This is a genomic window from Cytobacillus purgationiresistens, from assembly GCF_030813235.1.
Taxonomy (GTDB): Bacteria; Bacillota; Bacilli; order Bacillales; family Cytobacillaceae; genus Cytobacillus; species Cytobacillus purgationiresistens.
In genome coordinates this window covers 22,380-36,227 of sequence record NZ_JAUSUB010000017.1, presented here as the reverse complement: position 1 = coordinate 36,227, position 13,848 = coordinate 22,380, and the positions used below count along the sequence as shown (strand labels likewise).

Sequence of the window (13,848 nt, the reverse complement as noted above, 5' to 3'; positions counted from 1 at the left end):
CCACCTAAAAAGCAGAAAAAAATGAAAAAAAGAAGAAGTTGGGTTCCAGGCCTGCTTCTTCTTGTTCCCATTTTATTATTTCTCTTTGGCTTTTTCGTCGTTCCTATGCTCTATATCTTATATTTAAGCTTTATATCCACGGAAAACTTAAGTGGCGCAGATGCAGTCTACAGTCTGCAAAACTATATTACTTTATTTACTGATAGCTATTATTTAAACTCGCTATGGATCACAGTAAAAATTAGTATTTATTCAGTTATTGTTGCTCTATTACTAGGCTATCCGATTGCATTAACGATGGCAAAAAGCTCTGCGCGTGTTCGAGCCATCATCACTTTATTAATTGCCTCACCCCTTTTAGTCAGCATCGTTGTCCGTAACTTTGGCTGGTATTTATTGCTATTGCCGAACGGAACAATTAATAGCTTTCTATTGAATATAGGCATAATAAATAAACCATTGAATCTGCTATTTTCAGAGCTTGGTGTTGTCATTGGTTTATCGAATGCATACTTGCCGTTTATGGTTTTAGCAATTGTGACTAGTCTTTATAATATTGATCCATCTTTAGAAAAGGCTTCAGCGATTCTCGGAGCAAGTCCGATGCGCAGCTTTTTCTCGATTACGCTTCCGCTCAGCTTGCCGGGAATTATCTCAGGAAGCGTACTGGTGTTTAGCTTATCGATGAGCGCATATGTTACACCTGCCTTAATGGGTGGCGCCAATGTACCGGTAATGCCGGTTGTCGTTTATGATCAAATCAATAATTTGCTTCATTGGACATTTGGTTCTGCATTATCCTATGTACTTTTAGCAACGACCTTGCTATCTGTCTTTATCTTTACGAGAGTGTTTGAAAAGAGTAAGTTCAAGGAGGTGTTCCGTTAATGAATACAATTGGAAAATTACGGGGCGCCATCGCGATTATTGGGATTATCTATATCCTCATCCCACTTGTGGTTGTCATACCGGCTTCATTTACAAGTGCAAGTTATCCGAGCTTTCCGCCGGAAGGATTTTCATTTCAATGGTATACGAAAATTCTTGAACGTCCCGAATTTATTGAGGCCTTCTTCAATAGTTTGAAATTTGCTGTAATGGCTGCATTTTTTGCTGTATTGTTTGGAACCTTAGGTGCCCTTGCTATTGCAAAATATGAGATACCAGGAAAATCCGCTATCACATCATTTTTAACCGCACCGCTAAGTGTTCCACAGCTCGTGCTTGGGATTGCCTTATTAATTTACTTTACACCGATGATGCTTGCTGGGACATCAACTGGCTTTTTAATTGCTCATATTATTATTTGTATACCCTATGTCATTCGCTTAGTGTTAACAGGTTTAAGCGGCTTTGATTATAACTTGGAAAAAGCGGGCGCGATTCTAGGGGCGAATCCTTTAACAGTATTTTGGCGCATCACATTGCCGCTTATTCGTCCGGCGATCATTTCAGGAGGGCTATTTGCTTTCCTTACCTCCTTTGATAACGTAACCGTGTCGCTATTTATGATCTCTCCAGAAATGCGGACATTGCCGATTGAAATCTTCTCGACGATGCAGGACGCGTATAATCCAATCGTCGCATCCGTATCGAGCGTGGTTATTTTTATCTCCGTGGCCTTAATTGTTATTCTTGAAAAGATTCATGGGGTAGGAAAAGTGTTTGGTGGAGGACACCATTAAATTTATATGTAAGCCGTCTAGCTTTTGAAGCAGACGGCTTTTTTATGCTGGCTGAATTGAACGAGCTGCTTTCATTTTTATTTTTGCAAAATATACTGGAAGCATCTTAATGCTGTTGCTTCAGGTGCAATGAGAAGAGGAGAGGTGGTTTGCACTTGTTCTGCGACATGCGCCATGCTGTACTGTGAAAGGACGATTACATCGACTTTTCCATCCATTGCTTCAATCATTTCTCTCACGCGTTCATCATGCTCACTTTGCTTTCCTTCAAACAGCAGGTGAATGATGCCTGGATCAACAACGGATTCAATCGTACAATCTGGTTGTTTCTCTTGTAAGTAATCGATCAAGGCTGCGGGGGTTTCTTTTACGGTTGATATCAGTCCAATTCGTTCAAAAAGGAGTGCTTCATCAAGCATCGCTTCATCAGAACGAAACATTTTCACTCCATAGAGTGGTTGAAGAATGGCTGTAAGAGGGTTAAAGGCGGAACAGGTTAATTGAATACAATCAGGCTTTGCTTCAGCGGCAAGCGTGACGAGTTTCGAAAAGCGCCGGGCAATCTCAGGTGTTAGAGAGCCGCTCTTTTCCAACATACTAAGCAAATACGTGTCCATAAAATGGAGCAATTCAATCTCTGGAGCTACCTTTCGAAACGCTTCCTCAATGGGCTTCAAAGCGGTCGTTGTCGCATGAATTAAGGCTACCTTCATATTTTTCATCACCCTTCATGATATTTGTTTTATTATATCTATTTTTCAATTGAAATAGTATACAATGATGATAGATTACGAAGAAGGAGAGAGCGAAATGAAACATGATTGGCAACAGCTGCTCACCTCAGAATGGGAAAAAAGCTATTTTCTTCAGTTAAAGGACTTTCTGGATTCTGAATATGAAGACGAAGTGGTTTGCCCTCTAAAAGATGAGATATTCAATGCGTTTAAATATACTGGATTTGCTGAAACGAAGGTTGTTATTCTTGGTCAAGATCCTTATCACGGATTAGGCCAAGCGCATGGATTAAGTTTCTCTGTTCAACCAGATGTGAAAATTCCGCCTTCACTTAAAAACATCTATAAAGAGCTGGAAGCAGACGTAGGCTGCACAATACCCAATAATGGCTATCTATTAAAATGGGCAAAGCAAGGCGTATTGCTATTAAATACGGTTTTAACAGTAAGAAAAGGAGCGGCACATTCTCATCGCAAGAAGGGGTGGGAACCATTCACGAATGAAGTAATTAGGCTTTTGAATGAAAGAGAAGATCCGGTCATTTTTGTGCTTTGGGGGAAGCCTGCACAAGAGAAACTGACACTTATAGATACAGAGCGTCATCCAATAATTAAATCACCCCACCCAAGTCCTTTTTCAGCGAGGACAGGCTTTTTTGGAAGCAAACCTTTTTCCGAAATCAATCGACTTTTAAGATCAAATGGAAACGAGCCAATTGATTGGCAGATTGACAATAAGTGAGTGCATTCGTCATGTTTCACATGAAACAGACATATTTTTTGATTGAAGTTTCTTTTATTTACCCGAAAAAGCTAGAGTCCTCCAGTGGGAAAATGGGAAATGCACACGCTTATCTTATGATGTTTAAGTATCCGAGTTGATTTAGGTCGATGAAAAAGGGGTGTTGGAAAATGAAACAGGAGAGAATTGATTGCTTTAAATGCAAGTTTTTCTATATAACATGGGACCAGCATCATCCGAGAGGCTGCAAGTCATTCGGATTTAAAACCAAAAAGCTGCCTTCATTAGAAGTATCTGCTGCTTCTGGCCACCCATGTTTGCGTTATGAAAAGAAAAACTGATAGAATTTACGTACAGATTGAGATAATCTAAGAAGGTGAAAACGTGAGTATTTCTGTGCAAACGATGCTGCAAAAAATTGAAAAAGAACTACATGAAGCTAAAGGACAAGGAGACCAAGCTAGAGTGAGGGAAAGGGTACACGCGATTAAAACGCTATGCGAGTTAATCTTGGACCAGCCGCAAAATTCGAGTGTTGCATCTACCTATAGAAAACAGGCAATAGAGCCGCCATCCATTCAACTGCAACCATCTATGCAGGCACCAAATATGGGACAAACAAAACCGATGAAGATGGATGATACTGCAAATGGGGACTCTTTATTTGATTTTTAATGCAAAAAAGAAGGGATGACAACGATGAAATTATTTATTATTATCGGTGCAATCAATGCATTTCTATCTGTAGCATTTGGCGCTTTTGGAGCTCATGGGCTTGAAGGAAGAGTTGAGCCGAAATATTTAGAAACCTGGCAAACTGCCGTCCAATATCAAATGTTCCATGCTGTTGGATTACTTATTATTGGAGTCTTACTATCGAAAATACCGGATTCATCATTGCTTACTTGGTCAGGCTGGTTAATGTTATTTGGCATTATCCTTTTCTCTGGAAGCTTGTATGTACTATCAGTAACAGGCATTTCTGTCCTTGGAGCGATTACACCAATTGGCGGCGTCGGCTTTTTAGTTGCTTGGGTGTTAATGATCATTTATGCAGTGAAACATTTATAAACATAAGAGGGGCGGTCTAAAAGGTATTTAAAAACCATTAGATGTCCAAATAAAAGAACCAAGAATGCAGTTAAATCAACATTCTTGGTTTTTTTATTTACTCCCGAATTCCCCCCGGGACAGAACAATGTGACAGAAAAAGGAGGAATTATTTGATTAAACTAGTGCCAGGCTAACCCAGTAGAATAATTACATAAATAATCTAGTATTAAAATTAAGTAAAGGTTCGGTAAAGGAGCGTAGTTGAGCGGTTTGATGTGATATAATTCGCAAATGCTATAAGAATGAGGTGGTAGTATGTTTAAAGAGATTATAAGATTAATCAAGCGAATGATGGGGAGTAAGGGACATCGACGCTACAGCAGCAGCGGGCGCAGAGGTTATAGAAGCTACAGCCACAGTTCAGGCAGAAGAAAGAAACACAATCAATATGGCGGCAGTCATCACTATAAACGCCGTAGTCGCAGCAGTAGCTAGTCATATATTGAATCAATAAAAAAATCTTGTTCCTGTGCATTGGAACAAGATTTTTATTTGTCATTAATTGAGTCAATAGCTTTAGCCAAGTCTACTCTCATTCGTTGTGTGTCTTGATAGACTTCATTAATACCCAATAATCTTTTAAGTAATCCTTCAGTCTCCTTGTTTAAAGATAACTCTTCCAACCAGCTACGATGCTTATTCTTTTTGCCTTTATAATTTGAATAGAGAAGGAATAATAGGCATTCTCCCATATCAAAAAAATCATCCTGCCGTCTATCCTCTAATTCAGTGATTTCTTCAGAAGACACTTTTTTTGCAAGTCCAAAATCAATTAAGTAAATTTCACCTTCCATTACTATAATGTTGGGTGGCCTTATATCACTATGAAAAATGTGGTGATCATGTAAGTACTCTATAATATTTAACAGCTTACTAAAAAGCTTTAAGGATTCCAACTCCGATAATGTCTGTTGTTGAGCGAATAACAAGTCTTCTATATTCAAGCCCTTAATCTGTTTCATCACATAATATTCCTGGTCATCTATTGTGAAGGAATCTACTAGCTCCGGGATATGTTGATGGTTGAAGCTCTTCATCAAATCAACTTCTTTATGAAAACGGAGTGTTTCTTTGTTACTCCTTGTCTTGCTTGGGCGCAGCTGCTTTAAAACATAAGATTTTTGAGTGTGGATATCTGTACATTGATAGATGATGCCATACCCACCCATGCCAAGACACTTTTCAATTTTGTAAGAATCCTTGAGAAAAACTCCATGCCCTAGGGGTATATCATAAAGCCATTTAGTGAATTTCCTCCAATACATAATCCACATCCTTACTCTGTCATCCATTCCTTTATTTTAGCAAAATCATGCAAAGTCTGACATGTTAAGCTTGCGAACTTAAAGATGATTTAATAATGAAAAAATTCGAACAATGCTATGAAACAAAAGATCTACATTCAGTCGACTTAATCTTCTTACCTATTTTGAATTGAAACCATGCATTTTTCAGCACCATCGAAAGTCAGCCGATTATGCTGAGCAGTTGCTTCGAGAAGGACTAGGAGGCCTTTGATTGAAGGTATAAACTTTTGTAAATTAGCAATAGAGGTTTACAAGGTGATGAATTTGAAGTTGATTACACAACTAATCAACCTATCAACCTATCAACCTTAGGCTGAAAGGAGACGTAAGTGAAGTCTTTATTTGATGATTCTAAACCAATTTTTCAGCAAATAGCTGATACGATTGCTGATGATATAGTGGAAGGCCAGCTGCAAGAAGGGGACCAAATTCCATCAACGACAGAGCTTTCTCAGTTTTATCGCATTAACCGTGCAACCGCTCAGAAGGCAAAGGAGTTAGCCCTCCCTGAAAAGCTACCGGTCATGATATTTTCGAAGGAAGAAAAGGAATCAAATACTGAGGGGAAAACCAATATCACCTTTTATGAAGCGCAATTGAGCAACCTCTCCTTGCACAATCTCGTTATTTTAAAAGGCCATCATTATTTGCATTGGACTCAATACAAGGAAATGAGCAGCTTCGTTCATGAATTTACGAAAGAAATGGATGAACTAAACAAGAAGTTCAGCAAGAAATGATTTATAGCGGATTTTTTCTAAAGGATCAAATAGTCCTCCTCTAGTATGAACATTTATGATACACTACGATTAAATGAATATACAACGTACGGAATAGGTGCTAGGCCTACTAGCAAAAAGGGAATTCGGTGAAAAACCGAAGCTGTTTCCGCAACTGTAAGTGCTGATGAAATAAGAAAATGCCACTGTTTGAGTGATCAAATGGGAAGGTTCTTAAAGTAAATCGAAGCACAAGCCAGGATACCTGCCTGTTCTGCGAACGTATTATGCTCTTCGGAAGTTAAGAGGATTGTACGGTAACACTTCTATGAATTTATGCTTCATTTATGCATGATTTAGGATGATATACCGGCCAATTTTGGCCGGTTTTTTGTTTGTATGATGGATGTACCTACCTATCTTTTACTTTCATAATTTCATTAACATCCTTGCATAATCTTGCCAACGTATCTTCAGATTGATTACCCGTCCATTCTTCGCCTATTTTTTTCCTTTATATAAAAAACAGGTCATCTAAAAGAGCCATTTTACGTCAGGTGTTTCATCAAAAAAGTCGAAAAGGGGGATACCTGTGAAAAAGGATTTACGATTCTTATGCTATCCATATATGCGGGAATCTGTATCAACGGTTGATTTTGAAATCAGAACGGATTCTTTAACAACAAGAATTGGACATGCGGCGGCCCTAACCAAGGACATGGAGGGAGTTCAGGCGGATTTACAGTACCTGCAGCCGATGGCCTATCATTTAAATGGATCGGTCAGAGGGAAGCTTGCCATCAGTGAAGAGGACCTCGGGCAGTTAAGTGAGATGTACGATTTTTACTGTGAAAAGGTCCATGATAAAATTCAAAGCTTTGTGCTCCCTCAAGGTTCAGAAGCAGCTTGTGTGCTGCATGTTTGTCGGAGTGAAGCAAAGAAATCCGTTCGCGCGCTGCACAAGGTGAGTTTAGAACGGGAAGTTCCCCAAATTTTATTTGATTATAGCCATTTACTTGCAAACGTTTTATTTGTGATGGCTGTATATGTGAATGATCAGGCAGGTGTGGAAGAAATCCCATTTGTCAGCAAGTCATATCCCGAAAGAAAAAGGAGAAAAAACGCATGAAGTGGACAAAATCGATTTCCGTTTTTATTTTATTTTTCGTATTAGCAGGATGTCAGGCAAATGAAACACAGGAACAGGGTAAAGAGGAAGGAAGCTATACCGTTGTGGATGATGCAGGTAAAGAAGTCACATTTGAAAAAGTTCCAGAGAAGGTTATTTCCTTGCAGCCAAGTAACACAGAAATCTTATTCGCATTAGGAGAAGGCGAGAAGGTCGTTGGTGCGACAGATTTTGATAACTATCCGGAAGAGGCTCAGGACATTGCGAGAGTATCAGACTCTATGAATGTAAACGCTGAGAAAATCATCGACTTAAAGCCTGATGTCGTGTTTGCCTATACAATCGGTCAAGAGGAAGCTTTAAAACCATTAGAGGATTCAGGTATTACGATTTTTGTTATTGAGTCTGCTTTATCCTTTGAAGATGTCTATGGTGATATTGAGCAAATTGCTGCTGTAATGGGTGTAGAGAAAAAAGGCGATGAAGTAAATGCTGAAATTCAAGAGAAGGTAAAAGCAGTTAAAGAAAAAGTAGCATCAGTGGATGAAAAGAGAAAAGTCTACTTTGAAATCAGCCCTGCACCAGATATCTATACGACAGGTAAAAATACTTTCCAGCAAGAAATCATGAATAAAGCCGGTGTAGAAAATGTGTTTGCTGAGTTGGAAGGCTGGATCAAATTATCTGAAGAAGAAATCATCGGAAAAAATCCTGATTTGATTACAACAACTGTGGGCTATGCTGAAAATCCTGTAGAGGAGATTCTTTCACGTAATGGCTGGAATCAAATGAATGCAATAAAAAATAAAGAAGTTAAGTTGCTGGACAGTGATATTATGTCTCGTCCAGGACCTCGTATTGGGGAGGCAGTGGAGCTTTTGGCTGAAGCGGCATACCCGGAATTATTTAAATGAAAATAAGCAATTAAAAAATTGAGTTTTGAATAATAAGACCTTATAGCATAGAAATGTACTCTATGCTATAAGGTCTTATTTAACTCAAAAAATAAAAAGTAGCCAAAAATGACTACTAAAAGGGTTGGTGACTATCGTGGCGTATATTGTGTCATGCCTTGACCGCCATAATGCGGGTAATCATACTCGATCTCTTCATTAAAAGTTACGTAGTCAAGGTAAATCATAGGAATTAAGTATCTGAGGCCTGTTTCAGGGTCACTTAGAATGAGATGGTCTCTTCCTGCTGCTTCAATGATGCCTTTAAATACCTTTGCATTCCATTGAGTATTGTTTTCAAATGTCGTATAAACAGTTGCAAGCTTTCCTTTGTTCAGGCGTAAAATGTTTTCAATATACGATTGTTGGATTGGGAGCATGCCAGGAACATCCGGCCCAAGTGTCGGTGATCCTGCAGTTGGTATGTTCATTCCTGATGGTACGGTTGGGTAGGATGCCTGAGGTTGCGGAGTATAGCCTTGCTGCTGAAAATTTTGTACATTTGGATTGTATTGTTGCTGTTGCCGCTGCTGATATCCGTTATAAGGATAATTTTGTTGAGTCATCAATCTTACCTCCTGATAATAAAATGACAGAACTAATAAACTGTTGGACAATCTGCCTGAGTTGGAATATAGAAGCAGTGCTCCTTATATCGTCCAGAATTCCATTGGTCATACCATTGTGCAGGGCAATCCCCTCCTGGACGGAAAAACCATAAAGCGTTGCTTGCAGGGTGTTGCCTTTCTCCTTTAAGCGTTCTTCTTGCCAGATCCAATTCATTTTGCCGGGCAGGCTGATAAAAATAGCCTTTTTGGGTTGCTTCGAATCCTCCTGGGCTTTGATAGACCATATTTCTAATGGACCGGATATCCCTAAAGTCAAGACAATCCCCGCGGACCCTATTAACACCAACATTTCCTACCATCATCATGCCGAGGTTACCCTCACCCTCAGCCTCTGCACGCATCAATCTTGCTAAAAGCTTTACATCTTCTTCGGTATAAGCGATAACACCCATATATTCACCTCTCTTGTGCTTTTCCTGTTGTGTACGGTGAATGATCAAAATTCATATAAACTCACTATCTATAAGTATGTATGGGCCTTTTTTTTTATGACTCCTGCTAGAATAAAAAAGCTCTCTCCCAAAAAAGGGAGAGAGCTGGAATGCATTAGTTTACATATAAAAATTTAGCCACACGCTCTTCTTCAAGAAGATTACCTACATAGAATGCACCGAATTCACCGTAGCGTGCACTTACTTCGTCAAAGCGCATTTCATATACAAGCTTTTTGAATTGAAGAACATCATCGGCGAAAAGAGTTACGCCCCATTCGAAATCATCAAAGCCGACAGAGCCGGAAATGATTTGTTTAACCTTGCCAGCGTATGTGCGGCCGATCATTCCATGGCTGCGCATTAAATCGCGACGCTCATCCATCGGAAGCATATACCAGTTGTCATTGCCTTGGCGACGCTTGTCCATTGGATAGAAGCAAACATGGCTTGATTTAGGCAGAATTGGATAAAGACGTGCTTTGACATGCGGATTCTCGTATGGATCTTCATCTGAATCAGCTGCCATATAGTTGCTCAATTCAACGACAGATACATAAGAATAAGTGGGAACAGTGAATTCCGCTAATTTTGTTTTATTGAATTCGTTTTCGATTTCATTTAATTCTTCCATTGTCGGTCTTAAGATCATCATCATGAAATCTGCTTTTTGACCAACGATTGTATAAAGGGCATGACTGCCTTTATTTTCTGATTGAGTGGTATTCCATTTGTCTACTAATGATAAAAACTCATGAATAGCTGCTTGACGCTCATCACTTGAAATCATTTTCCAAGTAGTCCAGTCAATCGCACGGAAATCATGCAAACAATACCAGCCATCAAGGGTTTTAGCTGCTTCGCTCATTATAATCGCTCCTCGTTTATGTACTATAATCAACACCATAACTATAACATAGTTTAGCCATAGAACATGTGAATAAAACTAGAACATCTTCAATCTTCTGGTTTAGGTTCTCGTTTGATTGGATAATTTAAAAAAGACTCTTTTCTAAAAGATTGTTATTTTCTCATAGGTTTTGATAAGACAAACCGTTGATAAAAAAGTTATTTGAAGCGGACAATGAGGCTCACCGCCCGCCCCCCGGAAAGCGGGCACCTGGAGAGGAAATCAACTACTATTGTGAAAAGCAGCAAAGCATACAAAAATAGCCTTTAAAAAAACTGCAGAGAATTGAAAGAATTAAAAGACATTTGTGTTGCCCTTGAAATTTTGGACCAGTCGTATTGTAATGGAGAAGGACAAGACTTAGTTTATAAAAGATAAGAAAGTGTGAATTTTTCAAGTTAGAAAAGTTATACAGCTCCTATGCCTATCAAACTTCAGAACTTGTGATAAGGCTCCAGTTTGCAGGGAGATGAGCAAGGAGCTTACGACTTTCTAATGAAATGCAGTTGTTTACATATAGATAGATGGAGGAGATTGAATGAGCGAGTTATTTACTGCCATAAAAAATAAAGTTTCAGAGAAAAATTTAAAAATTGTTTTCCCCGAAGGTCTGGATGAGAGGATTTTGCGTGCGGCAGGGCGCCTTGCTGAAGAAAAAGTCATCACACCGATTCTAATTGGCAATAAGACCGAGATTGAAAAGACAGCGAATGAATTAGGTGTATCTCTTCATTCCTCTATCATATATGATCCGTCTAATTATGAGTTGATTGATGAGATGGTTCAAGCTTTTATCGAAAGAAGACGAGGCAAAGTAACAGACGAAGCGGCCCGCACAATATTACTTGATGAGAATTATTTTGGCACAATGCTTGTTTATATTAACAAGGCGGATGGACTTGTCAGTGGAGCAGCGCATTCAACTGCAGACACAGTGCGGCCGGCATTGCAGATTATTAAAACAAAAGAGGGAGTGAAAAGAACTTCTGGTGTATTTATAATGGTTCGGGAAGATGAAAAGTATGTTTTTGCTGATTGCGCAATTAATATTTCACCAGATAGTCAGGACTTGGCTGAAATCGCGATTGAAAGTGCAAAAACTGCGAGTATGTTTGATATAGAGCCACGTGTGGCAATGCTTAGCTTTTCGACGATGGGTTCGGCTAAATCAGCAGAAACAGAGAAGGTCGTTGCTGCAGTGAAAGAAGCACAAACAAGAGACCCTCAACTGCTGTTGGACGGAGAGCTGCAATTTGACGCTGCTTTTGTCCCTTCTGTAGCGGAAAAGAAAGCGCCAAACTCTCCGCTAGAAGGGAAAGCGAATGTTTTTATTTTCCCAAGCCTAGAAGCAGGAAACATTGGTTATAAAATTGCACAGCGGTTAGGGAATTTTGAGGCAGTCGGTCCGATATTACAAGGGTTGAATCGTCCAGTAAATGACCTATCCCGCGGCTGTAACGAAGAAGATGTATATAAATTAGCCCTAATTACAGCAGCTCAAGCTTTAGATCAAGCATAAATAAAGAAGGTGACCGGATTGCAGCAATCAATCCGGTTTTTCTTTTCGTTAGTAAAGTATTATCAATTTCCTATTTTTATCGTCTCTTGCTATAATGATTTTGGTCTTATTACGATTTTAAAAAGCGAGTTGAGTATAGAAATGGAAGAGGCATTGGATTTATTAAAGCAGGATGAGTGGAGGATTATCGACCAGTCTGTTTCAGCTCTTTATATAAGCGCATTGCAATCTTTCGGCATGGATGACACACTTTGTGCTTCAGTTGGATCGAGGATGGCACCGCCGACTGCAAGAAGCTGGGTGCATGATCAAACGATTGTGTTGGGCATACAAGATACAAAGCTTCCCTACTTACAGGATGGGATCGATTTTTTAAGTGAGCAAGGCTACCATGTGATTGTGAGAAACTCGGGCGGGCTGGCAGTTGTCCTTGATGAAGGTGTATTAAATATTACGCTCGTTTTTCCGGAAAATGAAAAAGGCATTGATATTAACCGCGGTTATGATGCAATGTGGATGCTTATAAAAGAAATGTTCTCTGAGTTTCCTTTGGATATTGAGGCAAAAGAAATTGTCAGGTCATATTGTCCAGGCAGCTATGATTTAAGTATAAATGATCAAAAATTTGCAGGTATATCACAAAGGCGGTTGCGAAAGGGTGTCGCTGTTCAAATCTATCTTTGCGTTAACGGCAGTGGAAGCGATCGCGCGGCCCTCATCGAAAAATTTTATCACCTTGCTAGAAAACAGGAGGAGACAAGGTTTTCTTATCCTAGTATTGACCCTGGTGTGATGGCCTCATTGGCAGAACTATTAGACATCGAGCTGTCGGTTCAGGATGTGATGCTGCGATTTTTAAAGGCTTTGAAGAACCAGAGCGGGAGAATCTTTGCAGGTCAGTTAACTGCTGAGGAGATTCCTATGTTTGAAAGCTATTATATGCGCGTGGCTGAACGGAATGAAAAGATCATTGGTGATTTGAAATAAATAAGAAAAGCGTAGGCGTCGAAGCTAGACATTAAAGCCGCGGTTAGGAACTAACCGCGGCTTGCTTAATCGACGAAACTGTTGCCTATTCCCGTCTCTCCTATTAGGAAAGAGCTGAGGGTGCTCTTCCATTTTTTGTTTCATGAATAAAAGCTTATTCTGCAACCTTTTCTAAATTTCCGTTTCGGTCCATTTTGAATTTTGTTGCAGGGCGTTCTTCCTCATCAAGGATTGCCAGTTTACGAGCACGGTTCATAATATTCATGAGCGTCTCGTAATCTTCTTGAATGGTTACGCTATTTTGCTCTAGTTTACCGATTTTTTCTTCTAAATCTTGATTTCTGCGTTTAATATCTGCATTTTCCCGCTTCAGTCTTTCATTCTCATTTTTCAATATATCAAGCTTGATACTCGAATGATTTAAACTTTCTAGATAAGTGATGATCTTGTCCAAGCTCATCGTATTGGATGAAGGAGTTTCTTTATAAGTATAAGAAGGCTCCATAGATACTTGTTCTGCTACTGGCGCTTCTATATAGTCATCCTCAATTTCAACAGGTTCCGTAAATAGTAAATCGTTTACAGGCTCTGTTGCAGTCTCCACTTCCTGCATCGTTGGTACTGGCGGTGAATATAATAGCTTTTTCTTTCCGCTTTGATCTTTCCCAAGTATTCTTTGTCTTTGCTTCCGCTGTTTTTTTGCCAGCTGCAGTGCTTTTTCATACCGATGGCGGACGACTGCATTCCAGCGGAACCCGCACGCAGCAGACGTGCGATTAAGCTTATCTCCAACCTCTTCAAATGCATTCAATTGTGTACTGCCTTCTCGTACATGGCGTAAAACCGTTTCTGCTAACAATAGATCATTTTCATCCGTCCATGCATCTTGACGTACTTTCATATCCTCAACTCCCAAAATTGATTTTTAATTTGCTTTAGAAAAAGGATGGTCAATAATGCCATGTTTTATACATTTTATGATTAAAAGGA

At 39.4% G+C, this 13,848-nt stretch carries 17 protein-coding genes and 1 riboswitch; of the genes, 11 read left to right on the top strand and 6 right to left on the bottom strand.

Annotated features, from left to right (window positions below):
- Window positions 1–21 precede the first annotated feature (21 nt).
- Together J2S17_RS17750 and J2S17_RS17745 are read left to right on the top strand one after the other, a co-directional pair.
- Window positions 22–888: an ABC transporter permease gene (locus J2S17_RS17750; protein ID WP_370875064.1), complete on the top strand. Its 867-nt coding sequence runs from the start codon at window positions 22–24 to the stop codon at window positions 886–888.
- Window positions 888–1,685, top strand: a complete 798-nt coding sequence (locus tag J2S17_RS17745; RefSeq protein ID WP_307477110.1) for an ABC transporter permease — start codon at window positions 888–890, stop codon at window positions 1,683–1,685. The genes J2S17_RS17750 and J2S17_RS17745 overlap by 1 nt, the downstream gene beginning before the upstream one ends.
- 77 nt (window positions 1,686–1,762) lie before the next feature.
- On the opposite strand, the gene J2S17_RS17740 is transcribed toward J2S17_RS17745, so the two are convergent.
- Entirely contained in the window at window positions 1,763–2,398 is a 636-nt protein-coding gene (locus J2S17_RS17740) for an aspartate/glutamate racemase family protein (RefSeq protein ID WP_307477109.1), read from the bottom strand.
- A 97-nt stretch (window positions 2,399–2,495) separates the two neighbouring features.
- Here J2S17_RS17740 and J2S17_RS17735 point away from each other — a divergent pair, with 97 nt between their 5' ends.
- The 4 genes from J2S17_RS17735 (at window position 2,496) to J2S17_RS17720 (ending at window position 4,232) form a co-directional block, all read left to right on the top strand.
- Window positions 2,496–3,161, top strand: coding sequence for a uracil-DNA glycosylase (locus J2S17_RS17735; protein WP_307477108.1), 666 nt, complete (start codon window positions 2,496–2,498; stop codon window positions 3,159–3,161).
- Window positions 3,162–3,331: 170 nt separating this feature from the next.
- Window positions 3,332–3,502 carry a uracil-DNA glycosylase gene (locus tag J2S17_RS17730; protein ID WP_307477107.1) on the top strand — a complete coding sequence of 57 codons (171 nt, stop codon included), beginning with the start codon at window positions 3,332–3,334 and terminating at the stop codon, window positions 3,500–3,502.
- 43 nt (window positions 3,503–3,545) lie between these two features.
- On the top strand, window positions 3,546–3,836 hold the full coding sequence (locus J2S17_RS17725; protein ID WP_307477106.1) for a YwdI family protein: 291 nt from the start codon (window positions 3,546–3,548) through the stop codon (window positions 3,834–3,836).
- A gap of 24 nt (window positions 3,837–3,860) precedes the next feature.
- Window positions 3,861–4,232: a DUF423 domain-containing protein gene (locus tag J2S17_RS17720; protein WP_307477105.1), complete on the top strand. Its 372-nt coding sequence runs from the start codon at window positions 3,861–3,863 to the stop codon at window positions 4,230–4,232.
- Window positions 4,233–4,762: 530 nt separating this feature from the next.
- Here J2S17_RS17720 and J2S17_RS17715 read toward each other — a convergent pair.
- Window positions 4,763–5,539 carry a serine/threonine protein kinase gene (locus J2S17_RS17715; RefSeq protein ID WP_307477104.1) on the bottom strand — a complete coding sequence of 259 codons (777 nt, stop codon included), beginning with the start codon at window positions 5,537–5,539 and terminating at the stop codon, window positions 4,763–4,765.
- Window positions 5,540–5,910: 371 nt separating this feature from the next.
- On the opposite strand from J2S17_RS17715, the gene J2S17_RS17710 reads away from it, so the two are divergent.
- From J2S17_RS17710 to J2S17_RS17700, 3 genes are all read left to right on the top strand, one after another.
- Window positions 5,911–6,321 carry a GntR family transcriptional regulator gene (locus J2S17_RS17710; RefSeq protein WP_307477103.1) on the top strand — a complete coding sequence of 137 codons (411 nt, stop codon included), beginning with the start codon at window positions 5,911–5,913 and terminating at the stop codon, window positions 6,319–6,321.
- 78 nt (window positions 6,322–6,399) lie between these two features.
- Window positions 6,400–6,587, top strand: a riboswitch (cobalamin riboswitch).
- 305 nt (window positions 6,588–6,892) lie between these two features.
- Window positions 6,893–7,429, top strand: a complete 537-nt coding sequence (locus J2S17_RS17705; RefSeq protein ID WP_307477102.1) for a cobalamin adenosyltransferase family protein — start codon at window positions 6,893–6,895, stop codon at window positions 7,427–7,429.
- On the top strand, window positions 7,426–8,343 hold the full coding sequence (locus J2S17_RS17700) for an ABC transporter substrate-binding protein (RefSeq protein WP_307477101.1): 918 nt from the start codon (window positions 7,426–7,428) through the stop codon (window positions 8,341–8,343). Before J2S17_RS17705 ends, J2S17_RS17700 begins: the two co-directional genes overlap by 4 nt.
- 131 nt (window positions 8,344–8,474) lie before the next feature.
- Here the strand turns inward: J2S17_RS17700 and gerQ are convergent, their stop codons facing one another.
- The 3 genes from gerQ to hemQ all read right to left on the bottom strand — a co-directional run bounded on the left by gerQ (window position 8,475) and on the right by hemQ (window position 10,310).
- Window positions 8,475–8,948, bottom strand: coding sequence for a spore coat protein GerQ (gene gerQ, locus J2S17_RS17695; RefSeq protein ID WP_307477100.1), 474 nt, complete (start codon window positions 8,946–8,948; stop codon window positions 8,475–8,477).
- 32 nt (window positions 8,949–8,980) lie between these two features.
- Entirely contained in the window at window positions 8,981–9,403 is a 423-nt protein-coding gene (locus J2S17_RS17690; protein WP_307477099.1) for a cell wall hydrolase, read from the bottom strand.
- A gap of 154 nt (window positions 9,404–9,557) precedes the next feature.
- Window positions 9,558–10,310 (bottom strand): hydrogen peroxide-dependent heme synthase, encoded by a 753-nt coding sequence (gene hemQ / locus J2S17_RS17685; RefSeq protein WP_307477098.1) that lies wholly within the window; start codon window positions 10,308–10,310, stop codon window positions 9,558–9,560.
- A 580-nt stretch (window positions 10,311–10,890) separates the two neighbouring features.
- Here hemQ and pta point away from each other — a divergent pair.
- Entirely contained in the window at window positions 10,891–11,871 is a 981-nt protein-coding gene (gene pta, locus J2S17_RS17680; RefSeq protein ID WP_307477097.1) for a phosphate acetyltransferase, read from the top strand.
- Between the two features lie 141 nt (window positions 11,872–12,012).
- The gene (gene lipL / locus J2S17_RS17675; RefSeq protein WP_307477193.1) at window positions 12,013–12,858 is read left to right on the top strand and encodes an octanoyl-[GcvH]:protein N-octanoyltransferase; all 846 of its coding nucleotides are present in this window, start codon (window positions 12,013–12,015) and stop codon (window positions 12,856–12,858) included.
- A 154-nt stretch (window positions 12,859–13,012) separates the two neighbouring features.
- On the opposite strand, the gene J2S17_RS17670 is transcribed toward lipL, so the two are convergent.
- Window positions 13,013–13,759 (bottom strand): RsfA family transcriptional regulator, encoded by a 747-nt coding sequence (locus J2S17_RS17670; protein ID WP_307477096.1) that lies wholly within the window; start codon window positions 13,757–13,759, stop codon window positions 13,013–13,015.
- Window positions 13,760–13,848 lie beyond the last annotated feature (89 nt).

What these genes read in the sequence shown, in the direction of transcription:
- J2S17_RS17740 (WP_307477109.1), bottom strand. Translation starts at nt 2,398, where the DNA reads ATGAAGGTAGCCTTAATTCATGCGACAACGACCGCTTTGAAGCCCATT.
- J2S17_RS17730 (WP_307477107.1), top strand. Translation starts at nt 3,332, where the DNA reads ATGAAACAGGAGAGAATTGATTGCTTTAAATGCAAGTTTTTCTATATA.
- hemQ (WP_307477098.1), bottom strand. Translation starts at nt 10,310, where the DNA reads ATGAGCGAAGCAGCTAAAACCCTTGATGGCTGGTATTGTTTGCATGAT.
- J2S17_RS17670 (WP_307477096.1), bottom strand. Translation starts at nt 13,759, where the DNA reads ATGAAAGTACGTCAAGATGCATGGACGGATGAAAATGATCTATTGTTA.
- J2S17_RS17735 (WP_307477108.1), top strand. Translation starts at nt 2,496, where the DNA reads ATGAAACATGATTGGCAACAGCTGCTCACCTCAGAATGGGAAAAAAGC.
- gerQ (WP_307477100.1), bottom strand. Translation starts at nt 8,948, where the DNA reads ATGACTCAACAAAATTATCCTTATAACGGATATCAGCAGCGGCAACAG.
- J2S17_RS17745 (WP_307477110.1), top strand. Translation starts at nt 888, where the DNA reads ATGAATACAATTGGAAAATTACGGGGCGCCATCGCGATTATTGGGATT.
- J2S17_RS17690 (WP_307477099.1), bottom strand. Translation starts at nt 9,403, where the DNA reads ATGGGTGTTATCGCTTATACCGAAGAAGATGTAAAGCTTTTAGCAAGA.
- J2S17_RS17720 (WP_307477105.1), top strand. Translation starts at nt 3,861, where the DNA reads ATGAAATTATTTATTATTATCGGTGCAATCAATGCATTTCTATCTGTA.
- J2S17_RS17715 (WP_307477104.1), bottom strand. Translation starts at nt 5,539, where the DNA reads ATGTATTGGAGGAAATTCACTAAATGGCTTTATGATATACCCCTAGGG.
- J2S17_RS17750 (WP_370875064.1), top strand. Translation starts at nt 22, where the DNA reads ATGAAAAAAAGAAGAAGTTGGGTTCCAGGCCTGCTTCTTCTTGTTCCC.
- lipL (WP_307477193.1), top strand. Translation starts at nt 12,013, where the DNA reads ATGGAAGAGGCATTGGATTTATTAAAGCAGGATGAGTGGAGGATTATC.
- J2S17_RS17700 (WP_307477101.1), top strand. Translation starts at nt 7,426, where the DNA reads ATGAAGTGGACAAAATCGATTTCCGTTTTTATTTTATTTTTCGTATTA.
- pta (WP_307477097.1), top strand. Translation starts at nt 10,891, where the DNA reads ATGAGCGAGTTATTTACTGCCATAAAAAATAAAGTTTCAGAGAAAAAT.